The sequence below is a fragment of the Acinetobacter colistiniresistens genome (assembly GCF_000413935.1).
GTDB lineage: Bacteria > Pseudomonadota > Gammaproteobacteria > Pseudomonadales > Moraxellaceae > Acinetobacter > Acinetobacter colistiniresistens.
Window position 1 is genome coordinate 160042 of the sequence record NZ_KE340379.1, and the last position, 26674, is coordinate 186715.

At 41.3% G+C, this 26674-nt stretch carries 22 protein-coding genes; 7 read left to right on the forward strand and 15 right to left on the reverse strand.

Translation table 11 applies throughout. The features are described 5' to 3' along the window. Window positions 1-103: 103 nt before the first annotated feature. Window positions 104-2182, forward strand: a complete 2079-nt coding sequence (gene ppk1, locus F907_RS12605) for a polyphosphate kinase 1 (RefSeq protein ID WP_005269819.1) — start codon at window positions 104-106, stop codon at window positions 2180-2182. Between the two features lie 51 nt (window positions 2183-2233). Here the strand turns inward: ppk1 and F907_RS12600 are convergent, their stop codons facing one another. Together F907_RS12600 and F907_RS12595 are read right to left on the reverse strand one after the other, a co-directional pair. Further along, entirely contained in the window at window positions 2234-3277 is a 1044-nt protein-coding gene (locus F907_RS12600) for an NAD(P)H-dependent flavin oxidoreductase (RefSeq protein WP_016651657.1), read from the reverse strand. Between the two features lie 113 nt (window positions 3278-3390). Continuing rightward, complete coding sequence (locus F907_RS12595) at window positions 3391-4092, reverse strand: VIT1/CCC1 transporter family protein (protein WP_016651658.1); 702 nt, start codon at window positions 4090-4092, stop codon at window positions 3391-3393. 231 nt (window positions 4093-4323) lie between these two features. Here F907_RS12595 and F907_RS12590 point away from each other — a divergent pair, with 231 nt between their 5' ends. Next, the gene (locus tag F907_RS12590) at window positions 4324-5535 is read left to right on the forward strand and encodes a tetratricopeptide repeat protein (RefSeq protein WP_016651659.1); all 1212 of its coding nucleotides are present in this window, start codon (window positions 4324-4326) and stop codon (window positions 5533-5535) included. A gap of 2 nt (window positions 5536-5537) precedes the next feature. Further along, complete coding sequence (gene wecB / locus F907_RS12585) at window positions 5538-6665, forward strand: non-hydrolyzing UDP-N-acetylglucosamine 2-epimerase (RefSeq protein ID WP_016651660.1); 1128 nt, start codon at window positions 5538-5540, stop codon at window positions 6663-6665. Between the two features lies 1 nt (window position 6666). Here wecB and F907_RS12580 read toward each other — a convergent pair whose 3' ends face one another. The 9 genes from F907_RS12580 to F907_RS12540 all read right to left on the reverse strand — a co-directional run bounded on the left by F907_RS12580 (window position 6667) and on the right by F907_RS12540 (window position 17335). After that, window positions 6667-7563, reverse strand: coding sequence for an alpha-amylase family protein (locus tag F907_RS12580; protein WP_016651661.1), 897 nt, complete (start codon window positions 7561-7563; stop codon window positions 6667-6669). Further along, window positions 7541-9388: a hypothetical protein gene (locus F907_RS12575; protein ID WP_016651662.1), complete on the reverse strand. Its 1848-nt coding sequence runs from the start codon at window positions 9386-9388 to the stop codon at window positions 7541-7543. The genes F907_RS12580 and F907_RS12575 overlap by 23 nt, the downstream gene beginning before the upstream one ends. Next, window positions 9389-10639, reverse strand: a complete 1251-nt coding sequence (locus tag F907_RS12570) for a glycosyltransferase family 2 protein (protein WP_016651663.1) — start codon at window positions 10637-10639, stop codon at window positions 9389-9391. Next, window positions 10626-11531, reverse strand: a complete 906-nt coding sequence (locus tag F907_RS12565; protein WP_016651664.1) for a hypothetical protein — start codon at window positions 11529-11531, stop codon at window positions 10626-10628. Before F907_RS12565 ends, F907_RS12570 begins: the two co-directional genes overlap by 14 nt. Further along, window positions 11531-12280 carry a membrane protein gene (locus F907_RS12560; protein ID WP_032861981.1) on the reverse strand — a complete coding sequence of 250 codons (750 nt, stop codon included), beginning with the start codon at window positions 12278-12280 and terminating at the stop codon, window positions 11531-11533. Before F907_RS12560 ends, F907_RS12565 begins: the two co-directional genes overlap by 1 nt. 186 nt (window positions 12281-12466) lie before the next feature. Continuing rightward, complete coding sequence (phrB, locus tag F907_RS12555) at window positions 12467-13906, reverse strand: deoxyribodipyrimidine photo-lyase (protein WP_016651666.1); 1440 nt, start codon at window positions 13904-13906, stop codon at window positions 12467-12469. Window positions 13907-14023: 117 nt separating this feature from the next. Then, a complete protein-coding gene (locus tag F907_RS12550) occupies window positions 14024-14506 on the reverse strand; it encodes an FKBP-type peptidyl-prolyl cis-trans isomerase (RefSeq protein ID WP_004652066.1) in 483 nt (160 codons plus the stop codon). A gap of 127 nt (window positions 14507-14633) precedes the next feature. Beyond that, on the reverse strand, window positions 14634-15920 hold the full coding sequence (locus F907_RS12545) for an NAD(P)/FAD-dependent oxidoreductase (protein WP_016651667.1): 1287 nt from the start codon (window positions 15918-15920) through the stop codon (window positions 14634-14636). Window positions 15921-16015: 95 nt separating this feature from the next. Continuing rightward, entirely contained in the window at window positions 16016-17335 is a 1320-nt protein-coding gene (locus F907_RS12540) for a D-alanyl-D-alanine carboxypeptidase PBP6B (protein WP_016651668.1), read from the reverse strand. 171 nt (window positions 17336-17506) lie between these two features. Here F907_RS12540 and F907_RS12535 point away from each other — a divergent pair, with 171 nt between their 5' ends. Continuing rightward, window positions 17507-19213, forward strand: coding sequence for a M61 family metallopeptidase (locus F907_RS12535; protein ID WP_016651669.1), 1707 nt, complete (start codon window positions 17507-17509; stop codon window positions 19211-19213). A gap of 71 nt (window positions 19214-19284) precedes the next feature. Here F907_RS12535 and paaI read toward each other — a convergent pair whose 3' ends face one another. After that, window positions 19285-19668: a hydroxyphenylacetyl-CoA thioesterase PaaI gene (gene paaI, locus F907_RS12530; RefSeq protein WP_016651670.1), complete on the reverse strand. Its 384-nt coding sequence runs from the start codon at window positions 19666-19668 to the stop codon at window positions 19285-19287. A gap of 611 nt (window positions 19669-20279) precedes the next feature. Between paaI and F907_RS12525 the strand changes: the two genes are divergently transcribed. Beyond that, window positions 20280-22511, forward strand: a complete 2232-nt coding sequence (locus tag F907_RS12525; protein WP_016651671.1) for an NADP-dependent isocitrate dehydrogenase — start codon at window positions 20280-20282, stop codon at window positions 22509-22511. 120 nt (window positions 22512-22631) lie between these two features. Here F907_RS12525 and F907_RS12520 read toward each other — a convergent pair whose 3' ends face one another. Beyond that, a complete protein-coding gene (locus F907_RS12520) occupies window positions 22632-23450 on the reverse strand; it encodes an rRNA large subunit pseudouridine synthase E (RefSeq protein ID WP_016651672.1) in 819 nt (272 codons plus the stop codon). 194 nt (window positions 23451-23644) lie between these two features. Here F907_RS12520 and icd point away from each other — a divergent pair, with 194 nt between their 5' ends. After that, the gene (gene icd, locus F907_RS12515) at window positions 23645-24901 is read left to right on the forward strand and encodes an NADP-dependent isocitrate dehydrogenase (protein ID WP_016651673.1); all 1257 of its coding nucleotides are present in this window, start codon (window positions 23645-23647) and stop codon (window positions 24899-24901) included. Window positions 24902-25035: 134 nt separating this feature from the next. Beyond that, window positions 25036-25656, forward strand: a complete 621-nt coding sequence (locus F907_RS12510) for a pentapeptide repeat-containing protein (protein ID WP_016651674.1) — start codon at window positions 25036-25038, stop codon at window positions 25654-25656. Window positions 25657-25736: 80 nt separating this feature from the next. On the opposite strand, the gene F907_RS18385 is transcribed toward F907_RS12510, so the two are convergent. Next, window positions 25737-25901, reverse strand: coding sequence for a DUF1427 family protein (locus tag F907_RS18385; RefSeq protein WP_016651675.1), 165 nt, complete (start codon window positions 25899-25901; stop codon window positions 25737-25739). Between the two features lie 12 nt (window positions 25902-25913). Further along, the gene (locus F907_RS12505; protein ID WP_016651676.1) at window positions 25914-26525 is read right to left on the reverse strand and encodes a DJ-1/PfpI family protein; all 612 of its coding nucleotides are present in this window, start codon (window positions 26523-26525) and stop codon (window positions 25914-25916) included. Window positions 26526-26674 lie beyond the last annotated feature (149 nt).

Consider the following 26674-nt stretch of genomic DNA (forward strand, 5'->3'; position numbering starts at 1 on the left):
TCAAAAAAAGCTCAATATTTTTTGGGCTTTTTTACCAAATTGACATAATTTTGCAGCATACTTAATCCATCACTTGATGAATGATAATGCGACAAGGTTCAGTATGAATACTGCAGTGACGACAACAGCGCCAATAGAATATAGTTATAACGATCGTTATATTAATCGTGAACTTTCAATTCTCGATTTCCATCTTCGAGTACTTGAGCAGGCTGTCGATCCACTTCACCCATTGTTAGAGCGGATGAATTTCCTGCTGATTTTTTCACGCAATCTCGATGAATTCTTTGAGATTCGTGTTGCGGGGATGATGGAGCAATTAACCTTAGGCAATGAAAGTCGTACCCCAGATGGTTTAACCCCAAAACAGGTTTTAGAACAAATTTCAAAAACCACACATGCTGCGATTGAACGCCAATACCGAATTTTAAATGAAGAAATATTGCCGAAGTTGCGTGAAGAAGATATTTGCTTCTTACGCCGTGGCGAATTAACGCCTGCGCAATCGGCATGGATTAAGAAATATTTCCAAGAACAAGTCGCTCCTGTACTGACGCCGATTAGCCTTGATCCAGCTCATCCATTTCCACGCTTAGTTAACAAAAGTCTAAATTTCATCGTGACTTTGGAAGGGAAAGATGCGTTTGGCCGTCAGATTGATCTCGCCGTTGTACCAGCTCCGCGCTCTTTGCCACGTGTAGTACGCTTACCTGATGAACTCACTGATGGTAAAGAACATCATGTGATGCTGTCAGCGATTATTCATGAACATGTCTCTGATTTATTCCCTGGCATGACAGCAACAGGCTGTTACCAGTTCCGTGTTACCCGGAATGCCGATTTGGCCTTGAACGAAGATGTAGAAGACCTTGCCAAAGCGTTGAAAGGGGAGTTGAGCTCGCGTCGTTTTGGCCGTGCAGTACGTCTGGAAGTCACACATAACTGTCCGAAACATATCTATGAATACTTGTTGGATGAGTTCGATTTGAACGAAGAGCAATTGTATCGAGTGGATGGGCCAGTGAATTTGGCGCGGTTACTGTCGAATTTTAAACGTCCGCATTTACGTTATGACTCGCATACCCCTGTGATTCCAAAACCATTTAAAAAGTCGGAAAGTATTTTTGCCGCAATGCAAAAACAGGATATTTTGCTACATCATCCCTTTGAATCATTTGCACCAGTGATTCAATTGTTGCGTGAAGCGGCCCGTGATCCCCAAGTATTGGCAATTAAGCAAACCCTTTACCGAAGCGGTGCTGATTCAGAAATCGTACAGGTACTTGCAGAAGCTGCCCGTAATGGTAAAGAGGTGACGGCAGTAATTGAACTGCGTGCCCGTTTTGATGAAGAATCAAACATCGAAGTGGCCAACGTTTTGCAAGAAGCGGGTGCAGTGGTCGTTTATGGCATCGTTGGGTATAAAACGCACGCCAAAATGATTCTGGTGGTGCGCCGTGAAAACAATAAACTGGTACGTTATGTGCATTTGGGGACGGGGAACTATCATGCCACCAATGCACGTATTTATACCGACTATGGTTTGATGACCACCGATAAAGACCTGTGTGAAGATGTACACCGTATTTTTCAGGAATTAACGGGTATGGGGAAAATGGCGAAGCCGAAAAAGCTACTCCATGCGCCTTTCACTCTGCATGCACAATTGATCAATTATATTGATGAAGAAATTGTCAATGCCAAAGAAGGCCGACCTGCACAAATCATTATTAAAGTGAATGCCTTAACCGAAGTTCAATTGATTAATAAACTTTATGAAGCATCGCAGGCCGGTGTTCAGGTTGACCTGATCATTCGTTCGATTTGCTGTCTACGTCCTGGTCTGCCAAATCTTTCGGAAAATATTCGTGTTCGTTCGATTGTCGGGCGTTTCTTGGAACATACTCGTGTTTACTATTTTAGTAATAATGGTAATCCACGTATTTATGGTTCAAGTGCGGACTGGATGGATCGCAACTTATTCAACCGTGTTGAAGCCTGTTTCCCAATTGAAGATCCTACGTTGAAGAAGCGGATCTACCAACTCGGTTTATTGAATTATCTCAAAGATAATCAGCAAGCATGGGTGTTACAAGGCGATGGTGTTTGGGATCGTGCACGACCTGTGGAAGGTGAAGAGCCGCATAATGCACAGCATACTTTGCTAGAAGCAATCAAATAAGTTCATAAAAAAAACCGACCTTGATGAGGTCGGTTTTTTTATTGTCGAGATTTAGTTGGTTTTCATTTCTAAGACCAGTTGATTGACCAGATCAGCTGCTTCTAATTCTCGGATTTGCGCCACATTACTGCCTGCCCAAAAGGCGCCATAACTAAAATCCTGCTGTGCATTGGCAATGCTCATGAGCTGTTTGGCAAGATCATAAGTATAAGGATATGGTGGTGTAGCCGGTCGATGCGGTGAATCGATTTGGGTATGCCATGTGCCAATTAAGCCACGTGCCGGACGACCTGAGAGACTGGCACTGACTTGGGTTAATGGTTGACTGAACAGGGCTTTACGATAGGCGTTGTTGGTACTTGAACTTTTACATTGAACAAAAGCGGTCCCTAATTGTACGCCTGATGCACCAAGTTTTAGCATTTCTTTGGCATGGTCACCATTCATGATACCACCTGCTGCAATAACCGGAAGATGACAGTGCTGGGTGATGAGTTGAACCAGATCGCCAGTCTTTATCGCAGCATCAAAATGTTGATTGAAAATACCACGATGCCCGCCTGCCTCGATTCCTTGAGCAATAATAATGTCAATACCTGCGGCTTCAATCGCTTGTGCTTCAAGTAAATTGGTTGCAGAAACCAGTGTGATGATTCCTACATCTTTCAAGGCCTGTATTTGATGTGGGTGTGGGATGCCAAAATGAAAGCTGACTGCTTTGGGGCGTGTTTCCAGTACAATATTGAGGAAGTCATCATTATCTAAAAAGCTGGGATAGATACAGTTGAGTTGGGTTGGTGCTTCCGCTGCAAATTTCTCAAATTGTGGGCGAAGATAATCAATCCATTGCTGAGCTACTTCCTGCTCTAAGGAGACCGATTGATGGCAAAAAAAGTTAACCTGAAAGGGCTGATCTGTCAGTTCTTGAGTTTTTAAGATTTGTGCTTTGGCACTTTCTGGTGTGTTGGCTCCTAATCCTAAAGAACCGAAAGCGCCTTGATTGGAAACCTCAGCTGCGAGCTCTGGCGTGGAAACACCTGCCATTGGTGCGAGTAAAATTGGATGCTTGATTTCTAATAATTCTAAAATTGACATGAAGCATGACTCATTGCATTTTGTATCACCTTAACGTAAAAACAAAAAACCATGCAAATAATAATCGCTATTTAATTATTGAATATAGATAGGATTTTAAACTTAAAAAGCATTTAAATCGGGGTGACATTAAAGAGCGAACCGACCCAACTTGAGAATGCCATGGCCAAAACGCCCCATACTGTAATCCGCAGACTGCCTTTTAGCATCGAGGTACGTGCAAAATAACTGGATAAAGCCCCAAGCAGCGCCAATGAAATAACGCCTGTGATCAGGACTGAACGTGCGATCCATGTGCTTGGACTGAGCAGAATTGCCAGCATGGGTAAGGCGGCACCGCAAGAAAAAGACGCGGCAGATGAAAGCGCTGCTTGTACAGGATTGGCTGCGGTATTTTCATGAATACCGATCTCATCGCGTGCATGAGTGCCGAGCGCATCATGCTCAGTGAGTTGTGTGGCAACCTCATGGGCAAGTTCAGGGTTTAGACCGCGCGAAATATAAATTTGTGTAAGTTCTTTGAGTTCAGCATGTGGGTTTTTTTCCAGTTCCCTTGCTTCAAAACGAAGATCTGATTTTTCAATATCTTCTTGTGATTTGACGGAAATGTATTCTCCAGCTGCCATTGATGTTGCACCTGAAATTAACCCAGCAATACAAGTAATCAATAAGGTATGTGAGCTTGCACCACTGGCTGCCATTCCCATAATTAAACTGGTCACGGAAATGATGCCATCATTGGCGCCTAAAACAGCGGCCCGCAGCCAGCCTGAACGTTGTATGACATGAGGTTCTGCATGTTGAGAGAAAGACATAATTTTGCTCTTTAAATAAGATTTAATCTAATCTGGTTTTACATGGTAATTTATGATTTGTTTGTAAAATTCTATTGATGATTCATAAACTTAATCTATTATAAAATAACTTATTTTAACGATAGCATAACCATGATTTGGTTATAATATGTGAATAATTTGACACTTTAACTTTGGATTACATTGATTTTTTATTGTCCATATTATGAGTATTTTTAGTTGAGATCTGCGATGAACAATTCCAAAAATAAGCTGCTGAGCCATACGCTATTACTTTTAGGTCTCATTTTACCGATGCAGGTCATGAGTGCCGAGCCTGATTTTGTTAAAGAAGGGGATGCAGCATATAAACCGGGCAATCCAATTTATGACCGTTGGGATAAGTTTTATAAAATTGAGCAAAGCCAGCCAGAAGAAGCTGAAAAAATTCTGATCGAATTAGGGCAATTGACACCGCAAGATATCAAGGTATGGAAGAGCCTGACTTATTTGCAAATTCGTCTCAATAAGCAAAAAGACGCGATTCAAAGCGTACGTAAAGCTGAACAGTTAGCGCCTCAAGATGAGCAACTAAAACTGCAAGAAGCCTATTTATTGAATCAGCAGAAAAGAAATAAAGAGGCTTTGGTCATTTTTAAGCATTTATCAACCTCTTCAGATGCAGAGATTGCAGCAAAATCACAACAAGCCGTACAAAACTTAAGTGGTCCAGCTGTGAAATCGACCTTTAAAGATATTTATTTTGCCCCTTCCTATGAGTCACGCTATGACGATTTGATTTTCCCATTAAAAATGCGTTACGGGAAAAACTTGGATGGTGGTCGAGCCCAAGTGTATGGCTTTGTGAATCTGAACCGTGACACCAAATCCAAAGGTGGGGTACGTCCAGAAATTATTGATGAAAATGCTGTCACGGTGGGTGTCGGGGCAAATTACCAGCCTTGGCAATCCATTCCAGTCCGTGCTTATCTGGAAGTGGGTGGCAGCTATGATTTGATTGACCGTAATCGGGATAAATTCCGTGAAAGTGTGGTTGGTGGTGTTACAGGTTATCAGGAATGGTACGCCAATCCAGCATTGGAACAACGCACAATCTGGAATGATTACTTTACTGATTTATATGGTAATGTCGCCAGTTATTCACGAGAAAATTACAACGTCATTGCTGACTTGAGATTACGTTCTGGTTTCAATGTTTATCGCGGTGAAGCGGGTACGGTGCAAGCCTACGGCAAACTGCATACCCTAGCGGACTCTAAAGGCGAAAATTATAATAATTTATTTGAATATGGGGCAGGGCTTGCTTGGCAGCCTTTTAACTATGTTCCTGTAAAATTGCGGGTTGAGCGTTTGTATGGCCGCTATTTAAAAGATGCTTTAGCCGATGGAACAGAAAATTATAACAACACACGTACTGAACTTGTATTTTATAAGGATTTCTAACAATGAAAAAACTTATCTCAATTGTCTTTGGAACACGACCTGAACTGATTAAATTAGCACCAGTTATTCTATTGGCTCAACAGGATGCCCGTTTTCAGGTTGAAGTTATTTTTACGGGTCAACATGATGAATTAGTCCGAGATGCGATTGAATTTTTTCAAATAAAAATCGATCATCGTTTGAAAATGATGAATGCGGGGCAAAGTTTAAATCAATTGCTAATACAGGGTTTAAGCCAATTAGAAGGTATTTTTAATGATGGTCAGCAGCGCAGTGCAATTGTCATTCAAGGCGATACCACAACAGTTCTTGCAGCAGGCTTAGTTGCTTTTTCTATGAAAATTCCTGTGGCACATGTAGAGGCAGGTTTACGTTCATATGATTTAGAGCATCCATTTCCAGAAGAGGGAAATCGCCAACTGGTATCCAGAATTACCAAATGGCATTTTGCACCGACCGAACAATCGAAGCAAAATTTACTACAAGAGCATATTGCTGCGGAAGGAATTACAGTAACCGGTAACACTGTGGTTGATGCTGTTTATTTAGGTCGTGAACTCATCCAGCAGCAGGGTACGCAACTGAATCAATTACAGCATCATGGACTCAGTTTTCCAGCACAGGCACGAGTTGTGTTGATTACTGCGCATCGTCGTGAAAACTTTGGGGTAGGGATTCAAAATATTTGTAATGCTGTAGCGTATTTGGCAGAAAAATATCCCGATGTTCATTTCGTTTGGCCTGTCCATTTAAATCCTGCTGTGCATGATGTAGTCCACGCCAGATTTGATGGACATGCTCAAGTGCACTTAGTTAAACCACTGGATTATCCAAGCCTGCTTGCCGTCATTGATCGGGCGAGCTTTATTTTGACAGATTCGGGTGGCTTACAAGAGGAAAGTCCTTCATTCCATAAACCGGTACTTATTTTAAGGGAAACAACTGAGCGCCCAGAAGTTGTGCAGGTTGGAGCGGGAATCTTGGTTGGAACTGATCAAGACAAGATAGTTCATGAAGCAGAGAAGTTATTATCGGATCAAGCTCATTATGCCAAAATGGCAAATGTCCCAAATCCATTTGGTGATGGCAAAGCATCACAGCGCATTCTGGATCAAATCGCTTTAGGTTAATTTATGATGTTGTCTTTGTGCTAAAGCCATATTTAAGCTTATACCATAAGGCAACACTATAGACGCTGAAACGGTTCATATAATGTGGACCATCAAAAATATATACGGTTTGTCCTTCATAGGCCTTGAGCTGTTGAATGATTTCCCATGGATAAGCTGAGCGGAATTGTCCTTCCTTTACAGGACGGAAGGCTTCTAAGACAATCACGATCTTATCTTTCCCAAACTCTTTTTGTAGTTCATCTAAAACCGCCCGTGCCTGCTGAGGGGTACGGGTGCCGACACCAACACCATCTTGAAAGAATACGCCTGTGTGATTGGGTAACCAGCTTTTTAACCAAGAATCCAAGTGCTCTGGCATTTGCTCAGCGCTGTAAATACTAATCCAGATCGGTTTTGGTAAGGTTCGAATTGCTTTGGCAAGCTCATCCACACAGATCCAAGTGGGATCGGCCTCTACTGGAAAATAATAACCTTTGAGTGGGATAAAATTCGTATTCTGAATAATTTTTTTTGATTGTTCTGCAAGTTGCAGCACATTGGAACGCGCTTGTTTTTCATCATATTCTCCAGCTAAGCCGAGCAGAATATTTTGTGCCCATGTTTTTTGCTGGAGCTTTTTTAGATTAATATTTTTATCCCATTTTTCCAGGCCAATATCATGGTCAAACCATGACTTGGATTGCACCACAGACCATTGGGGGACAAAGGTAGAGACCCCTAATAAATCCCAATTACCATTCGGTGGGGTCGTGGCTAAATCTGGCTGCCAAAATATACCTTCAATGTGTGGAGGCTGCACATCTGTTTCAATATGAGCACAGCCTCCTAAAAACAATAGGGTTGATAAAGCGAGTGTAGTTAAAACTGTTGATTTATTCAGCTTTATTTTTAGCATTTGGTCTTTTTCGCCAGTACCAGAGCAAGATTGCCAAAATCATGATAGCAGAGATTATAACAACCAAGATAAAGAATGATGATTGTTTAATAAGAGGCGCTTTTTGGTTTCCTACAAGAATCTTTTGTAAAATAAAGACTTGTCCACTTTCTGTGACCAATATTTTACTGGCATTGTTGGGAATATTTTGTTGAATTTTCTCCCATAATTTAGTGAAGTTTTGCGCGCCTTGCATGGAGTCGGTAATAATATCAAAACGCTGGTCATGGAAACTGACTAAAAAGCCATTTGTTGTTGCAGGTGGGTAGAGCGTATTTTGATGCATTAAAACTTGTTGGCGATAAATATTAGCATTGACCTGAACATTGAGAAGTTCCGGTTTATTCGGATCCAATTTCACCAGATTTAAGGGAATTGGATCATTGGTCATGAGCATTTTCTTTGCCACTTGACTAGTGGTCATCGCAATTTCCAGACTTCCAGCATTGCCATCAATGGCGATAGTTGGATGTGTTGCAAAGGTCATTGACAGTGAAGCAACCCCATTTTTAAGCTTATGTGGTAATTTTACGGTCGATTTTTGTGTATCAATCCACAGTGAACCTTTGGCTGTTGGTAAACATTGTGAGTTTACGATCACGGAATTTTCGAGCTTTAGATTAAAGGTGGTGTTACTTGAAATGGTTTTCGCAAAATAGTTGAATTGTCGATTCACTGGATCTGAATCTAAGTTGGCAGTTTTTAAACTGCCTGCCAGCCCACCATCAATCCATGTAGTAATGTTGGAACCTTCCAGTAATCCACTTTGGACACGTAGCGCAATCTGCCCTTGTAAAATATCTGTGGGTTGCCAGACGGCGGGGAAATTCAGGAACAGGTTTTTTTCAGCCTGATTTAAACGGAAATCACTGATACCTAAGTCTGCCAAGGTATTAATTTGCTTTATTTTAGCCCAATCTGGTGCGGCAAGTTTATTCGGAAGGAACGTTGCAGAGGTATCTAGTTGTTGTAAATAATCTGGATTGAGTAAGCCATTGATTGCCGAGACCAATTTTTCTGGTTGATCATATTGAATTTGTAATGTAGGAATATCATTTGAGCTACTGATTTGAACTAATGTTCCTTTCGGTAGGGCGGTTGCTGATTTGACAATTTCAATATAAAAGTTTGGACTTTGCTCTGCGGGCGCATTTTGTTCATACCACTGGATCGGGGTGACAGAACCCCAAGCACTCATTAAACGTCCTAACATCGAAGCTTCATTGACATTTGCGGGGTTGTATTTCAACACCCCGACAAAAGGTGCAGGACGAACGACTTGAGGGTTAAATAGGGCATCAGGTAAATCTTTGAGGCGATAAATCGGTCGGTGGCGAATATACTCAATTTTGGAATTACTTAAATAAGTGACTTGATCAACATCTTCACTACAGAATGTGGTTTTGTCGGCAGCTGGAGATGTTGTTGGTGAGTATTGCTGTAAAATAAAATCTAAACGATGAAAACCACTTTGAGTGACTGGAATATTGAAGCTTAAAGTACCATCGCCATTTAAGGTGGTGTTGTAGATCAGTTTATCGTCAATTTTGACCAAAAGCGTGGTGAAATGCTCTGTAGAATAATCACTGATAAAGCGGATATTTTGCCATTCAGAACCTTTACCCACATAAAAGAAGTGTGGCTCAATGGTGTATTTATTGGATGTATTGATGTTATCAAACTTCCATGTATTCAAGGTATCTGCCGATGCAAAGATAGGCAAGGAGAGAGCAACACTTGCAACGAAGACTTTGAAGAGTGGATGATGTAAGGTTTTATTTTTCATTTATTTTTTCTCCTTGCTACGCTCAGTTTTATACCATTGTAATGAATTGCCTTGGATCTTATTTTTCAGCATGTCATAAGCAGCTTTAAACACGATAAATAAGAACACTTGTGAATACGTAACGTAAGATAAGACTGAGAAGAAATAGAGTTGAGGTTTGGCTCTTTCTAAAGATAGGGTGAACCACATTTGTGCGACATATAAACAGAAGGATAGGCCCCAGAGCAGGGTAAATGGCCCAGGAACAGTGATCCCTGCGATACCAAGTAGCCCTAAAGCTAAGGTGATATGACTCCAAATCAGCGCTGGGACAAACAACACATAGCACATAATGTTATTGAAGATTTCAATGCCAATTGGAAAAGGTTTTCTAAGTGCAATCGGAAGATATTTACTGGTCACGTAGAAGTTTCCTTGAGTCCAACGTGAACGCTGTTTGATAAAGACACTTAATGATGGAGGGTCTTGTTGCCAACCTACAGCATAAGGAACCCACTTAATTCGTCTTTGACCGAGGAAGATACGAAAGCTCATTTCAGTGTCATCCACTAAGGATTTTTCATCAAATCCCCCCAGCGTTTCCAAGGCATCTCGCCAAATCACATAGTTTGTGCCCATGAGGGTGGACAGTTCGAAACGTTGCCAACGGCCGCCTTGGAAAATCCATTGAAAGAAAATAAATTCAATCGCAATAAAGCGGGTCAAAATACTGTCTCGCCAGTTACGGGTACGGACTTTACCATTCACTGCGACTAATTTTTTATCTGCTATTAAGGTCTGTGCCAAGAGACGGACACAGTCCGGCTCTGGGGTACTGTCGGCATCATAAACCACAATGAGTTCACCCTTGGCATGGGGTAAACCATTATTCAGGGTACGGGATTTTCCTTTACCTCCCATTCCTTTGGGCACATTGACAATTTTAATGCAGGGGTAAATCGCGGCCATACGTTCGGCAATTTCTAAAGTATTGTCTTTAGAACCATCATTAATCAGCAGGACTTCATAGGCATGTGCCGGATAATCCTGCTGTGCAATGGCATGTAAGGTATCTTCAATGACGACTCCTTCGTTATAAGCGGGAATCAAGACACTTAAAACTGGCCAATGTTCAGGTACAGGCAGGTTCTCGAGTTCTTTCGCCGCATTTTTAGAGTATTTCCATGCCTGAAAACTCAGCCAAGCCCAGAAGGCTTGTGGAATCCAGATCCCAAGAAAGCCAAATAAGAAAAGAATATCAATTGCGGGCATTTATTCTTCTCCTACGGATGATCGAAATAATCAGGACCAGCAACAATCCACCACCAAGTAATAATGAAATCCAAGAAATTGAACTTCCAAAAGTACTCAGCAGGCTTGGATAATGCGCTGAATAAATATAGTCGAGCGGAATGACGACGGTACTCAGAGCAATCAGGATATAGCCCCACAAGCTGGTTTTTACGCCGTCTTGGGTACTGGTAAATTGAGTACGATTCAAATCCCATGAGATACCGAATTGAGGATATTCAATGTTATTCAGCGTCATACCGAGCGGGGGATTAATCACGACTTGATAACCCGTGCTTTGTGAGGGATCGGTAATGGCCTGATAAAAATAGTGTTGATGGTGTTGAATTTTTCGCGCAGGGATTCGTAATTCATCTGGGCTATTCGATTGAATAATATAGCTGCCAGCAGGTTGAGCAATGATGTTTTCATCCCAGCCTGTTTCAATCAGCGCAGCGAGAGGACGTAATCCAATTGCTGTTGAAAAAGTGGCTTTGGCAGCAAAATATTTTGAATGGGTCATTTGATAGAAAGCCACAGGAATGGCACCTTCATTGACCGCTTTTTTGATTTCATAATATTTAATCGCACTAAAGTATTCATTCGGCAAAATCACACCAGGTTTAATCCCTTTGGCAATCAATTGCTTAAAACTTTCTGAATTTAATTGGTCAGAGGTAAATATTGGCCACCATGTAGCTGGTTGTGGGAACAGTTCCGCAACGGTTTGAGGGGTTTCAACCTGAGTATTCAAGTCTGTTTTGGCAAGTTCAATATTGCAATGATAGTACTGTTGATAAAATTGCTGTAGGGTCGTATCTGGAAACTGGCTGGTGGCGACCAAGGCACCGCAAATATTAAGCAGTAAAGACATTAGCGCACCTCGCTGTTTTCAGGAGCCAGATATTCGATATGTTGTTCGATCTTGAGTTTAACTACAGTGAGTACTTGAAGGTCTTGAATAAATAAGGGGTAGCTTTGATTTTCATCGAGTGTTGGATCATGTATCACAATACTTTTAATTTCACTGAGCTCTTCATTAATAAAATGGTAAATCACACTGTCTCTTTCATTAGACAAGATTGTCATAATTTTATTTTGAGTTTCTTTCCAGATATCTTCACCCAACATTTCTCGAATAAGTACGGTATTGCTGATCTGGGTACTAATAATTTTATAATGATCTTTCTGTGTTAATTGTAAGAGCTTTCTGAGTTCAACCTGAAAATGCGTTAGCGCTGTTAATGGCAAAATATCGTGTTGATAATTGCGGTCATAGCTTTGGATCGCTCGGAAACTTTTAAGTGCATTTTGAATATTATGACGGATTGCACTGAGAAAAATCGGAGTAATTGGAAGAACAAACAGCAATAAAAGTTGGCGTTCAACATAGGTTTGATTGGCCAAATCAAGAAAGAAATAAACTGCAACACCAATAAACGTGACGAGCCCCAGCAATAATGCCATGCCGACATTTAGGAATGCGCCAGCGATTAAGAGCAGAAGTAGAAAAACCCAACTTCCACGGTAACTTGCTGGTAGCCATTCGTATGCGACTATGCCCATAAAGATTTGAGCTGAAATAATCCATAAGACGAGTGCAGGAGCTGGATTTTTTTGCATAATAATTTTAATTTTAATAAATGTCTTTTGTGAACAAGGTAGCATTATTTTACGGTTTTTACGACAGTTTTTCTGTTGTTGGCTTTGTAAAATAATTTTATAAACAGTAACATACAGTATAGTATGTATTTCTTTGGAACAAAAAGTATTCAAAATAACAAGTTTTTTTATTTTATGTAATCGTTGCTAAGACAACTTAAATGCCTCAATTGCACGAAGACGACTCATTTTTAAATCAACGATTGGCTGAGGATAATCCACTGATGAAGCCTGATGTTTTGCATAAGGTTCATGGATTGTTTTGTGATCAAGTTGGGCCAGCTCTGGAACCCATTGACGAATATACTCACCTTCTGGATCAAATTTCTGTGATTGAGTGATCGGGTTAAATACGCGAAAGTAGGGTACAGCATCGGTTCCTGTGGAGGCACACCACTGCCATCCACCATTATTGGCAGCCAAATCTCCATCAATCAAATGCTGCATAAACCACTGTTCACCTTTACGCCAGTCAATCAGCAAGTTTTTGCTTAAGAACATGGCACAAATCATACGAACACGATTATGCATCCAACCTGTTGCCAGCATTTGCCGCATGCCTGCATCAATAATTGGAATTCCAGTTTGCCCTTGTTGCCATTTTTTTAAAGCAATGGGGTCATCCCGCCAGCGGATTCTTTTCGTGACAGACTGAAAGGACAGATGTTTTGAAACCTGAGGGAAGTCAAACAGCACATGTTGATAAAACTCGCGCCAAAGTAGTTCATCTAACCATGTCTGTTGACCTTCAGACTGAATTTCAAAATGGCCATGCTGCTGCCGAAATAGAGCTTGCAGACATTGGCGAATGGAAATAACGCCGATATTTAAATAGGCTGAAAGCTGACTAGTTCCCGATAGAGCAGGCAAATCTCGTACTGTTTTATAGTCAGTCAGGTGTTCATCAATAAATTGATCCAGTAGTGTGAGGGCGTGTTGTTCACCCACTGGCCATGCGGTAGAGCGACTGGTTGAAATCTGTTGACTATAATCGCCTTGTAGTTGTTGAAGATCACACTGTTGGAAAAGCGGATCGTCCAGTGCTACTGGTTGTTGAATCGGAGGTACTGGATAGCATTGCGGTAGACCATGCTGTAAACGTTGATAACAGGTTTTCTTAAATGCACCAAAGACTTGATAGGGTTGGCTGGATTGATTGCGGATCGAAGCGACAGGAAATAGGGTTCGATCATGAAAAAGTATCAATTCTTTTTGCTGCTGATTCAAAAGCTTTTGTACAGCCTGATCCCGTTTTAATTCATTAACTGCCAGCTCAATATTGGCATAAATATTTTGGATTGGCATGCGTTGGGTGAGTTGCCTGATAAAATCAGGGATATCCTTCCATAACGGAATGGTTTGGATCATTAAAGGAATATTGAGCTTATCCAGTTGTTTTTTTAATTCTTGCAGTTGGCGTAAATAAAATTCGATTTTAATGGGTGCATCATCATGTTGTTGCCATTGTGCAGGTGAAAGGATCACCAGTGCCAGACATGAACCAGCCTGAGTTGCATGCCAAAGCGCAGCATGATCATGGATTCTTAAATCTTGGCGAAACCAAATCAGTTGGTAGGAGTGAGACATAGTTGACAACGAAGACGGTGATTAAAATGACCTTAAGCGATTTTCTGATTTTGGAAAAGTACTTGGCAATAAAAAAGCAAAGCCGAAGCTTTGCTTTTTTCATCTAATTCAAAAGAATTAGTGGTGGTGACCACCTGCACCGTGAACGTGACCGTGATCTAATTCTTCTTGAGAAGCATCACGGATTTCAACGATTTCAACTTCGAAAGTAAGGTCTTGACCAGCAAGCGGGAAGTTCGCATCAACGATGATGTTGTCACCTTCAATTGCTTTAACGGTTACGATTTGAACACCGTCATCAGTTTGAGCTTGGAACTGCATACCCGGTTGGATGTTGTCCACACCTTGGAACATTTGAGCCGGAACTTCTTGAACGAGGTCAGGGTTGTATTCGCCATAACCTTCAGCAGCTGGAACATTTACAGTGAATTTTTCACCAACAGTTTTACCTGTAAGTGCATTTTCTAAACCAGGAATGATGTTGCCCGCGCCGTGCAAATATGCAAGTGGTTCACCTTGAGACTGGTCAAGTGTTTCACCCTCAGCGTTTGTTAAAGTGTAGTGGAATGAAACCACGTGGTTATTTGCAATAGCAGTCATGTTTTGAATCCATGTCATCAATAGTTTTAAACTGTAATATCATAAAGTGAAAAATAGATTTTGTTGACTATTTTCCACTTTTTGAAACGATTTAGTTAAATATTGAGACGAAATATCAAATTTCAACTCAATACAGTTTAATTTTTGGACGGACACGACGCGTCAAAAAATCTTTCATGGTGAGCATGCCTGCTTGAGTATAACCATGAATATTGGCTTGATGCAGTCGATATAGTGATACATACATGGTTTTGGCAATAAAACCCTGTACGCTGACATCACCCAACAATTCTCCCACAGCCTGATTATGGCTAAGTGACACCAGAGATCCTTTCTCGTTAAACGTGAACATTGGTTGCGGAGAACCTGATAAACGTGCAGCCATCGCCTCGACCAAGAAAGTGGCTTGCTGACTTGCCACTTGTGCACGTGGGCCTAATGGTGGCTGGCGTGCATCTAGTTGACAGTTGGCGCAGTCACCAAAAGCAAACACATTTGGATCAGAGTAGGTTTGTAAGGTTGCATAGACCATTAAACGATTGATCTTGTCACGTTTAAAATCATGGAAAGATTCTAGAACTTTGGGTGCTTTTACACCTGCGGCCCAGACGGTAATATCTGAGTGTAAGACGCTGCCATTACTAAAATAGACGTTTGATTCATCGACCTTTTGTACTTTATGTTGGGTCAGAATTTCAATGCCCATTTTCTTCAGTTGTTTGGCACTATGCGCAGCGGTTTTCTCTGTCAATGCAGGCAAGATACGATCAGAAGCTTCGATCAAGGTAATTTTGACCTGTTTAGGGTCAATTTTCTTTAAGCCATAACGATAGAAGTTTTTGGTGGTTTCAATCAGTTCTGCTGCCAGTTCAACTCCCGTTGCACCCGCACCGACAATCCCGATATTTAAGGCACGTTCAGTTGGCTGGTTTTGTGCTTCGATATACAGATGAAACAAATCCTGTTGGAAAATGTCTGCTTGTTGGCGGCTATCAAGGAAATGACAATATTCACGTACACCTTCTGTGCCGAAGTCATTGGACACAGAACCGACAGCAAGCACAAGCGTGTCGTAGCTTAGCGTCTGGGTGAGTGGAGTATGTTCTTTGGAAAGCTGTGGGGGAGAAAGTGTAATTTGTTTTTTATCTTTATTAACATCAACGAGAGTACCAAGGACGAACTCAAAATGATGTTTTTCGGCGTGGGCAAAATAATTGGTTTGTTCTTCGTGCGGATTGAGCGAGCCAGCTGCGATTTCGTGAAGGAGAGGTTTCCATATATGCGTGAGGTTTTGGTCGACTAGGGTAATTCGGGCTTTCTTACGTCTGCCAAAACGTTCACCTAGTTGTGTCGCAAGCTCTAAACCACCTGCGCCACCGCCCACAATCACGATATGATGTAAGGTTTTACTCATGATTAACCTAATTTTTTTTGTGAAAGGATGGCTGGATTATGCCATCCTTTTTTCAATATTGTATTGGTAATCTTGATAGAAAAAGTAGGTTTTTTTTAACCTTGATTTAAAGGGTAAAGTTTTGGGTTTTTAGTGTCATTTGTTGAAAAAAAACTGAACAGATTAGAAAACCAGATCATAATTTTCTGGAAAATGTTGGCTTCTTCAATCTGTACATCATTCTCGATTTGTAAGCTGCGGATCAACTGGTTATTTTGATAAATTGATACGGTAGCCAAGTTCATGACTTGCGTTAAAGGTGCAGTTAAGTGTTGTTCATTCAGTTCAACATTAATGCGTGTGTTGGTGGTTTGAAGCGGTTCAACCGTGGTGACTTGTTGATTGGCATCAATCAAATGAATGCGTTGAGTCAATAAATCAAACGTATTTAAGTCAATTGGTGTTGTTTGACCATATAAAGAGGTGGTCACAATGGTTGGCTGCTGTGTTTCGACCTTAAACATTTTCAAGGTTGATTTAATCACGGGCAGTTCTGCAATCAATCTTTGCTTAGGGATCACTTCTTCATCACGGGTATAGGTATAAGCCAAGTTCATCAATTTGTGTGCAACCTCAGCACGTTTCACTGCACTTGGTGTACCTAACACCACCACAATCAAACGACGTTTTTCAACATTTGGGTTAAAAGTCGGGCGTTCTGCAGTTAATGCAAGATTATAACCCGCGGCCTTGGTGAAACCGGTCTTTAAACCATCTGCAGTTGGATCCATTTTCAAGGCAAGATTGGTGGCATGGTGAAAATGTTGGTTATAGCTAAAGCTTGGCATTTTTGAATAATATAAGTATTCAGGGGTTTGCTTCACAATCGCTTTTGCCAACAAGCTGAGATCTGCTGCTGTTGAATAATGATCGGTCATGGTAATCCCAGCAGGATTGCTGAAATGGGTATCCTTCATGCCTAACGCTTGTGCTTCCTGATTCATTCGCGCAACAAATTGTGGCACGCTGCCCGAGATTTTTTCAGCTAACGTGACAGCTGCATCATTCGCGGACATGACAATCAGCCCTGCCAAAAGTTGATCAACCGAAATTTGTTCACCAGCTTTCAGGTACATTTGTGATTCATCCCACATCACGGTACTCACAACAGGCGTTGCGGTTAGGACTTCTTCTTTACGTAATTTACCTGCTTCAATCTCCTTTAAGGCAATATAGGCCACCATCATTTTGGTGAGAGATGCAGGGGCACGTTGAACATGACTATTATGCTCTGCAATGATTTGCCCTGACTGGGCATCAATCACTGACCAAGCTTGTGCTTCAACTGTTTCAGGAGCAATGTTAAGTAAATTTGCATGTGCCAGATTTGCACAGATGAGACTCAACAACGTAAAGAGGGGGAGAAGAAATTTCACGTGAATACCTTGTATAGCCGATCCAGTGGCCTTAAATGTGAGAGGAGAATGCTATGACTTTTTTGTTGAAGAATCCAGCAACTTTTGCTGACAATTACGACATCTACGCATGACTTTGTAAAAAAATGCTAAGCTGTGTGAAATTGTTCCTATTTTTCATGATTAGAAATTATGTTGCACTATCAAATTGAGTTCGACGATTATCGCCAACACCTGATTCATGTCACCTTACGTTTTCTTGCCAATCCAAACCAAGAGTTGTGGTTGCCGACTTGGATTCCTGGTAGTTATTTGATTCGAGAGTTTTCCAAGCATATTGAATCGGTAAAGGCCTCTGATGAAGCAGGGCGATTACTGAGTATTAAAAAAACTGAGAAAAACCGTTGGCGCTTATTCAATACCGATCATGAACTGATTACGGTTGAATATGATGTCTATGCCTACGATCTGTCAGTACGCGGTGCCTATGTCGATCAAACGCGTTTGTATGTGAATCCTGCATGTGTCTGTTTAGGGCTGCAAGATCAGGAACATGCAGCATGTGAAGTTGAAGTATTTTTACCCGATGAACTCAAGCATTTTCAGATTGCAACAGGCTTGGCTGCGAAAAGTTTGGTGAAGGGACGTTTTACTTTAAAAGCAGACCATTATGATCAATTGATTGATAGTCCATTTGAATTGGCTGATCAGAGTCGCTTTAGTTTTGAAGCCCATGGCATTCCGCATGAATTTGTAATTTCAGGCCAGCACGCAACCAATTTGACCCGTTTACAAGCAGATATTGAAAAGATCTGTCAAACTGAAATTCAGATGTTTGGTTCAGCACCCTTCCAGAACTATACCTTTATGACCATGGCGACAGGGAATAGCTATGGTGGTCTGGAGCACTGTAATAGCACCAGTTTAATTACACCGCGTGATGATTTACCCCAAGCCAATGAGGCAGAAGAACCGTCTAAAGATTATCAACGCTTTTTAGGTCTTTGTAGCCATGAGTATTTTCACTCATGGTTGGTGAAATTTATTCGTCCTGAAAATTTTGCCAATTATGATTTGCATAAAGAAGCTTACACCAGCTTACTGTGGGTTTTTGAAGGGTTTACGTCTTATTACGATGATCTGATTTTATTGCGTAGTGGCGTGATTTCACAGAAATCCTATCTAGATTTGTTAAAAGCACAAATTGATCGTTATCTGCAAAATCCTGGGCGTATGATTCAATCGGTTTCAGAGTCTAGCTTTGATGCGTGGATCAAATTCTACCGTCAAGATGAAAACTCGAATAATGCTGGAACCAGTTATTATAACAAAGGCAGTTTAGTGGCACTTTGTTTAGACTTAGGACTACGTTTACGTGGCTCAAACCTTGATGCCTTAATGCGTCGTTTATATGAAAACACCCAGAATGGGATTCAAGTGAATGATCGCACCATTTTTGAATTGTGTCATGACCTCACGGGCGATAACTGGATTGAGCAGATCAATCATTTAATTAACACGACTGATGAATTGCCACTCGATCAGCTGTTCCCTGAATTTGGTTTGAGCTACACCGTTAAAAGTGACAAGACTTTACCGTTTGGCCTAAAAGTTGTAGATAAAGCTGAAGGGGTTGTGGTGCAACAGCTTCGTCGTGATAGTGCTGCGGCACAAGCGGGTTTGTCTGCTAATGATGTGATTATTGCAATTGATGGTATCAAAGCCTCAGAAAAACTTTTGGCTAAATATGCAAAACAACACGGCGTATTTACGGTATTTGCTTTCCGTCGCGATGAGTTATTGCAATTTGAACTACAAGCGGGTGAAAACACCTTAACCACGGTGGAGTTAAATGTTGAGGATCAACACAAAGTTGATCGTTGGTTAAAAACATCTTGATATGTAGATCAATTGAAAGAGCAAACCCTCTTTCAATTGATCTAAACCAAAAGCTGCTCGAATAAAAAGCCTTATTGAGGTTTGCTCACAAAGCGCGAGATCCCTCTAAATTCAGCAATAATTTCATTGAGCTGATTACTAACACTAATATCATAAATTTCAGATCGTCCGCTCGGTGCTTTGAAGCTGGCCGTGGCTGTTAGAGTATCACCGACTTTTCCCGGCCGAATATAGCTGATATTGCAATGCTGTCCGACTGCAGGTTGTTCACTGTTACAGGCGATTGCGAAGGCGCTGTCAGCAATCGCAAAAATAATGGCACCGTGACAAGTACCGTGGCCTTGAGTGTGGTTTTCTGTTACGGTTAACTGAACTTGAGCAGAACGATGGCCTGAGCTGATGAGTGTGGCACCTAACATCTGCATTACAGCATCTTGTTGAAATAAAAGATTCATCTGAATATCTTTCTTGTTTATATTTGATACGATTTTTAATATAAAATAAATTTATTGAATCATAAAAGCTGTTTTTATAAAATGTCTGCAAGTGAGTTCAACATTTTCTCAACGCATTTTATTATCTCGAATGTGAAGAGATCTATTGGGTCCTTTACAAAGAGCAACTGTGAGATTTGTCTTGCTATTGTAAGGTTGCTAGGGCAATAGCGAGGTGTTCCCTATAGTCTGAAAATCAAATTGCAAGTTTTATGCAATGCGGACGTTACCACTAAAGAATTAACGAATTCTTCATCTAAGTCTGTCAAAATAAGACAGGCTATTTCGTAACTTATGTATTTGTTTGCTAAATGATCAATTCGATATGTAGATTTGAAGCGAGCAGCGGTTTGTATTTGAAAAGACAAAACTTGGCCGCATATATACATCGACGAATGCTACTATTATATCATTTTGTAGTATTTTTTATCGAAATGTCGTTATCACAGGATATTGCGTTGACTCGCATGTGATGAACGCTGATACTCTCAAGTTTGTTTCAGCAAATCGGTTCTAGGAACTGGGCCACAAGCGCAGTTTTCCGTAACTCAATCCAACACAAGGGGCTATATATGGCTGGTGGAAAGTCAAAAATCATTTACACACTGACTGATGAGGCGCCGTTATTAGCGACTTATTCATTGCTACCGATCATTGAGACCTTTACCAAACCTGCTGGCATCGAGATTGTAAAAAGTGATATCTCTGTTGCAGCACGTGTACTCGCAGAATTTTCAGATTACCTTAAAGATGAGCAAAAGGTAAACAATAACCTTGCTGAGTTAGGTCGTCTTACCCAAGATCCAGATACAAACATTATTAAACTTCCAAACATCAGTGCTTCTGTTGCGCAGTTAGTGTCTTGTATCAAAGAGCTCCAGTCGAAGGGCTATGCAATTCCTGATTATCCAGAAAACCCAACAACTGAAGAAGAAAAAGAAATCAAGGCACGTTATGGTAAATGCCTTGGTTCAGCAGTAAACCCAGTATTGCGTGAGGGTAACTCTGATCGCCGTGCGCCAGCTGCTGTGAAAAATTATGCAAAAAAACACCCGCATTCAATGAGCGAGTGGAAACAATGGTCTCAAACTCACGTTTCTCACATGGACGAAGGCGACTTCTACCACGGTGAAAAATCTATGACTTTAGACCGTGCGCGTAATGTGAAAATGGAACTCATCACCAAGTCAGGTGAAACCATTGTGCTTAAGCCTAAAGTTGCGCTTCAAGACGGTGAAATCATTGACTCGATGTTTATGAGCAAAAAAGCCCTATGCGATTTCTACGAGAAAGAACTCGAAGACTGTCGTGAAGCAGGCATCCTGTTCTCATTACACGTTAAAGCAACCATGATGAAAGTATCACACCCGATCGTTTTCGGTCACTGTGTGAAAATTTACTATAAAGATGCTTTCGAAAAACACGGTAAATTATTTGACGAACTCGGTATTAACGTGAACAACGGTATGGCTGGTCTTTATGAAAAGATCGAAACTTTACCGACTTCACTCCGTGAAGAAATTATCGAAGATTTACATGCTTGCCAAGAACACCGTCCTGCACTTGCAATGGTTGATTCTGCAAAAGGCATTACCAACTTCCATTCACCGAATGACGTGATTGTCGATGCTTCTATGCCTGCAATGATCCGTGGTGGTGGTAAAATGTGGGGCGCTGACGGCAAACCTTATGATTGTAAAGCGGTTATGCCTGAGTCAACTTTCGCACGTATTTACCAAGAAATGATCAATTTCTGTAAGTGGAATGGTAACTTCGACCCACGTACCATGGGTACTGTGCCAAACGTTGGTTTGATGGCGCAAAAAGCTGAAGAATACGGTTCACACGACAAGACTTTCGAAATTTCTGAGGCGGGTATTGCCAACATCACTGACCTAGATACTGGCGAAGTGTTGATGAGTCAGAATGTAGAAGAAGGCGATATCTGGCGTATGTGTCAGGTGAAAGATGCACCGATCCGTGACTGGGTGAAACTTGCAGTTACACGTGCACGTAACTCTGGCATGCCTGCAATCTTCTGGTTAGACCCGTACCGTCCACATGAAAATGAATTGATCAAGAAAGTTGAAAAATACTTGAAAGATCATGACACCACAGGTCTTGATATCCAAATCATGTCACAAGTACGTGCAATGCGTTATACGCTTGAACGTGTTGCGCGTGGTTTAGATACCATTTCAGTAACGGGTAATATCTTACGTGATTACTTAACTGACTTGTTCCCGATCATGGAATTGGGTACTTCAGCGAAAATGTTGTCGATCGTGCCGTTAATGGCCGGTGGTGGCATGTACGAAACAGGTGCGGGTGGTTCAGCGCCGAAGCATGTTCAGCAGTTGGTTGAAGAAAACCACTTACGCTGGGATTCTCTCGGTGAGTTCCTTGCATTGGCAGTGTCTTTAGAAGAGCTTGGCATTAAAGAAGACAATAACCGTGCGAAATTGCTTGCCAAGACGCTTGATCAAGCAACAGGCAAACTTCTTGATAACGACAAGTCTCCATCACGCCGTACAGGTGAACTTGATAACCGTGGCAGCCACTTCTACTTAGCATTGTACTGGGCTGAAGCATTAGCAGCTCAAGACGAAGATGCTGAGTTAAAAGCGAAATTTGCGCCACTTGCAAAAGCATTGGCTGAAAATGAGCAGAAGATTGTGGCTGAGCTTGCGCAAGTACAAGGTCAAGCTGCTGATATCGGTGGTTACTACGCCATTGACACTGCGAAAGTCAGTGCTGTAATGCGTCCAAGTTCTACATTGAATGCGGCACTTGAAACAGCTTAAGTTTTAAAATATTACTGACATTTTGTTGGTCGTGAAAAAAGCCGATGCGAAAGCATCGGCTTTTTTGTATATGAGAGTTTATATTAAAGCCCACTTTCGTGGGCTTTATATAATCAAAGATTAACGACCATTACGGTTACGACCGCGCGGTGCTTTGGTATTTGGACGGGTTGTGCCATTGGTCTTACGACGTGGTTTATCTGCTTCGTCAGTTTGCCAGATACGGGTTGTACCACCACCTGCTTTTTTCTTGCCTTTAAATGGTTTTTCACCTTTTTCTTCACGTGCTTTATCTTTGGCGCGAGAGAAGTGCGGTTTATTATTCGATTTTTTCGCGAAAGAACGACCTTCATAAGGCTTATCGGCTGGAACATCTTTAAAATCTGGATAAAGCAAAGGTTCGATTTCCAGTTGTTCACCAGGCTGTAAACCTAGTTTAACCAGATCAATTGTACCAATTTGAGTACGAATCAGACGTAAAGTTGGGAAACCCACAGCAGCGGTCATACGACGCACTTGACGGTTACGACCTTCGCAGATTTGTAATTCGATCCAAGTCGTTGGAATATTGGCACGGTAACGCACAGGTGGATTACGTTCCCATAGCCATTCAGGTTGATCGACTTTACGGGCTTTGGCAGGTAAGGTCATACCATCTGCAAGTTCAATACCCTTTTGCAGTTTTTCAATGGCTTCTTCTGTGACATCACCATCAACTTGAGCAAGATAAGTCTTATATTTCTTATTGTCTGGATGGGTGATGAATTGATTTAAACCACCATGATCCGTAAGAAACATTAAACCTTCAGAGTCTAAATCTAAACGTCCTGCAATACGAAGTTCAGGATCTTTGATAAAACTTGAAACTGTTAAATGTTTTTCATCTTCGCGAAACTGTGACAAAACGTCAAAAGGTTTATTAAATACGACAACTTTCATATGGATATACTACTTTGGCTATGGGCGGCATCATAACAATAAAGGCTTTTATTTAATGGGAAAATGTTGTTATTTCCCGTATAAATCTCAAAAAAACCTGTTTTGAACTAAACTGGTTCATGCAATAAAAAACGAAAGTATGCCAGAGAAGGCATAGACATAATCGCTAAAATACATGAGGGAGAACCTACAAAATGGGTTATCAGAAGATCGTGGTTCCTACGGATGGAGACAAAATCACAGTAAATGCAGATCTGTCGCTAAATGTTCCAAATCGTCCGATCATTCCTTTTATTGAAGGTGATGGTATTGGTGTGGATATTACACCAGCAATGAAAGCAGTAGTAGATGCCGCTGTGCTAAAAGCTTACGGTGGCAAACGTTCTATCGAATGGATGGAAGTCTACTGCGGTGAGAAAGCAGACAAAATTTATGGCAACTATATGCCAGAAGAAACTTTTGATGCTTTACGCGAGTTTATTATATCAATAAAAGGGCCATTAACCACACCTGTTGGTGGTGGGATTCGTTCTTTAAATGTGGCATTGCGCCAAGAACTTGATTTATATGTCTGTGTGCGACCTGTTCGTTGGTTTAAAGGAGTACCTTCACCCGTGAAGCATCCTGAACTGACCGATATGGTGATCTTCCGTGAAAATTCGGAAGATATCTATGCCGGGATTGAATGGCCAGCAGATTCTCCCGAAGCGAAAAAAGTAATTAAATTTCTGCAAGAAGAAATGGGCGTCACCAAAATCCGTTTTCCTAAAGATTGTGGTATCGGGATTAAACCAGTGTCTAAAGAGGGGTCTCAGCGCTTAGTGCGTAAAGCGATTCAGTTTGCAATTGATAATGACAAGCCTTCGGTGACCTTGGTGCATAAAGGCAACATTATGAAATACACCGAAGGTGCATTTAAAGAATGGGGTTATGAACTGGCCATAGAACGTTTTGGTGGTCAGTTATTGGATGGTGGCCCGTGGGTAAAAATTAAAAATCCCAAAAATGGTAAAGACATCATTATTAAAGATGTCATTGCTGATGCGTTCTTGCAGCAAATTTTAATGCGCCCTGCAGACTACTCGGTGATTGCGACCCTGAACTTAAACGGGGACTATATTTCTGATGCACTGGCGGCAGAAGTGGGTGGAATTGGAATCGCACCAGGTGCCAATATTGGTGGCGCGATTGCCATGTATGAAGCCACTCACGGCACAGCACCAAAGTATGCGGGGCAAGATAAAGTCAATCCGGGTTCGATTATCTTGTCTGCTGAAATGATGCTGCGTGACATGGGGTGGACGGAAGCAGCAGATTTCATCATTACGGGTATTTCTGGAGCGATTTCAGCCAAGACAGTAACCTATGATTTTGAGCGTCTCATGTCAAATGCAACTTTGCTGCGTTGTTCGCAATTTGCTCAAGCCATTATTGAACATATGAAAGATTAATTTTCACTTGCAGAGAAAGGGCGGTTATACCGCTCTTTTTATTTTTAAATGAGTGAACGAAGTCGTATTAAAACAATATACAAAAATGCAGCTATCGCATATGTTAGGGTTTTATAAAATAAAATCTGGGTAGCATGGCAGAACGAAAATATGGTGAGGCTGCACCTAAAACGACAGAAACATTCTCTAGCTTGGACTGGTATGGACAAGAGCTGAATAATCAAAAATATGAAAAGGTACTCTTTGTTGATTTGGATCTGTCAGAAGCACAAAGCACAGGGGCTATTTTTAATGAATGCACATTTCGACAAGCACGGTTTAATGCATCTGTTCATCAAAGCAGTGCATTTTTAAACTGTACTTTTATCTCGTGTAATTTCTTTGACAGTAAATTTACCGACTGTAAATTTGTTGGAAGTATGTTCAGTGATTGTCAGTTTCATTATATGCGAGTTGAAGATAGTGATTGGGCTTTTGTGGGATTGCCTGGTGAAGATTTAGAAAAGGCTGCATTTTTAAGAACCCGTTTAAGAGAAGCAGATTTGACCGGAGCTCGTTGCCAAGGCAGTTCAATCCGAGATAGTGATTTATCTGGGGCGTGGTTACACCGCGCAGATTTTACAGCATGTGATTTAAGGGGAAGTGACCTGAGTGCCTTGGATCCGAAAGAGTCACAAATTAAGGATGCAATTATTCAACTTGATCAAACCTTGGTGATTGCAGAAAATTTGGGCTTTGATGTCAGGCTCGATTGAGTTGCTGTGTAATGGTGCTGATAAAAATGAGTGGGGTGTACCACTCATTTTTATGGGAGATAAAATCAGTTTTCTTTAGGCTAGTACAGATAGAGTCGGATAAAAGGTACCAATTGTTCGCCAATCACGATACCCAATAAACCCAGTAATGCAACAATTGGTGGTGCGGGAGCTTTCACATCAAGGAGGTAATACAGCACGCCAACCAATACACCGACAGCCAGCGACAATAAATAAATCTTCATATTTGGCAGGTCTTAGTCCACTTTTGCTTTGCAGAAAGGGTCAATTTTAGGATTACTGTTCCAGATGTATTCAGCTTCTTCCGCGCAAAGTTGTGCAACCTTTTCACCTTGAGTGTTGTGAATAAAGGCAAGGGTCATATCCATACCTGCACTCACACCTGATGAAGTATAGAATTTTCCATCAATTACCCAACGGGCTTGGGCTTGCCATAACACTTGGTCATTGAGTTTTTGTACAAACTCGAATGCCATTTTATTTGATGTTGCTTTAAGGCCATTTAAAAGACCTGTCGCTGCAACTAATGAACTGCCTGTACAAATCGTGAGTACGTGTGCACTTTGGGTTGCTAAAGTTTTAAGCTCATCAAGAAACTGCTGGTTATTAATCAGTTCAAATGTCACGATCCCCCCCGGAATCAATAGAATACTTTGTGCATTGGTTTCAATTTCACTAAAAGCTTGGGTTTGGATGCAGACACCATGTTTATTGGAAACCAAGCCACCATTTAGGCTATAAAACTGCACTTGGTAGTGCGCTTGCAATAAGCCAAACAACTCGACCGGGCCCATGATGTCGAGGGTTTCAAAATCTTCAAAGACGATGGCATTAACGGGGATACGCATTGCTTTTCTCACTTGTTTAATCTGCGTAATACCATAGAGAGCTGCAAATTTTTTATTGTGAATATTCTGTATGGCTTATTTTGAATTATGCTAAATCAGTGGACTTTTGGCCTGATCTGTTAGCAAGCGGAACATGTTTTTAGCTTAAA

Excerpts from the sequence above, each read along its gene's own strand:
- phrB (WP_016651666.1), bottom strand. The coding sequence starts at position 13,906 with ATGTCTCACTCCTACCAACTGATTTGGTTTCGCCAAGATTTAAGAATC.
- F907_RS12575 (WP_016651662.1), bottom strand. The coding sequence starts at position 9,388 with ATGAAAAATAAAACCTTACATCATCCACTCTTCAAAGTCTTCGTTGCA.
- F907_RS12565 (WP_016651664.1), bottom strand. The coding sequence starts at position 11,531 with ATGTCTTTACTGCTTAATATTTGCGGTGCCTTGGTCGCCACCAGCCAG.
- F907_RS12545 (WP_016651667.1), bottom strand. The coding sequence starts at position 15,920 with ATGAGTAAAACCTTACATCATATCGTGATTGTGGGCGGTGGCGCAGGT.
- F907_RS12535 (WP_016651669.1), top strand. The coding sequence starts at position 17,507 with ATGTTGCACTATCAAATTGAGTTCGACGATTATCGCCAACACCTGATT.
- F907_RS12560 (WP_032861981.1), bottom strand. The coding sequence starts at position 12,280 with ATGCAAAAAAATCCAGCTCCTGCACTCGTCTTATGGATTATTTCAGCT.
- F907_RS12595 (WP_016651658.1), bottom strand. The coding sequence starts at position 4,092 with ATGTCTTTCTCTCAACATGCAGAACCTCATGTCATACAACGTTCAGGC.
- F907_RS12580 (WP_016651661.1), bottom strand. The coding sequence starts at position 7,563 with ATGCTAAAAATAAAGCTGAATAAATCAACAGTTTTAACTACACTCGCT.
- F907_RS12550 (WP_004652066.1), bottom strand. The coding sequence starts at position 14,506 with ATGACTGCTATTGCAAATAACCACGTGGTTTCATTCCACTACACTTTA.
- F907_RS12520 (WP_016651672.1), bottom strand. The coding sequence starts at position 23,450 with ATGAAAGTTGTCGTATTTAATAAACCTTTTGACGTTTTGTCACAGTTT.
- wecB (WP_016651660.1), top strand. The coding sequence starts at position 5,538 with ATGAAAAAACTTATCTCAATTGTCTTTGGAACACGACCTGAACTGATT.
- ppk1 (WP_005269819.1), top strand. The coding sequence starts at position 104 with ATGAATACTGCAGTGACGACAACAGCGCCAATAGAATATAGTTATAAC.
- F907_RS12510 (WP_016651674.1), top strand. The coding sequence starts at position 25,036 with ATGGCAGAACGAAAATATGGTGAGGCTGCACCTAAAACGACAGAAACA.
- F907_RS12590 (WP_016651659.1), top strand. The coding sequence starts at position 4,324 with ATGAACAATTCCAAAAATAAGCTGCTGAGCCATACGCTATTACTTTTA.
- F907_RS12505 (WP_016651676.1), bottom strand. The coding sequence starts at position 26,525 with ATGCGTATCCCCGTTAATGCCATCGTCTTTGAAGATTTTGAAACCCTC.
- F907_RS12570 (WP_016651663.1), bottom strand. The coding sequence starts at position 10,639 with ATGCCCGCAATTGATATTCTTTTCTTATTTGGCTTTCTTGGGATCTGG.
- F907_RS12600 (WP_016651657.1), bottom strand. The coding sequence starts at position 3,277 with ATGTCAATTTTAGAATTATTAGAAATCAAGCATCCAATTTTACTCGCA.
- icd (WP_016651673.1), top strand. The coding sequence starts at position 23,645 with ATGGGTTATCAGAAGATCGTGGTTCCTACGGATGGAGACAAAATCACA.
- F907_RS18385 (WP_016651675.1), bottom strand. The coding sequence starts at position 25,901 with ATGAAGATTTATTTATTGTCGCTGGCTGTCGGTGTATTGGTTGGCGTG.
- paaI (WP_016651670.1), bottom strand. The coding sequence starts at position 19,668 with ATGAATCTTTTATTTCAACAAGATGCTGTAATGCAGATGTTAGGTGCC.
- F907_RS12525 (WP_016651671.1), top strand. The coding sequence starts at position 20,280 with ATGGCTGGTGGAAAGTCAAAAATCATTTACACACTGACTGATGAGGCG.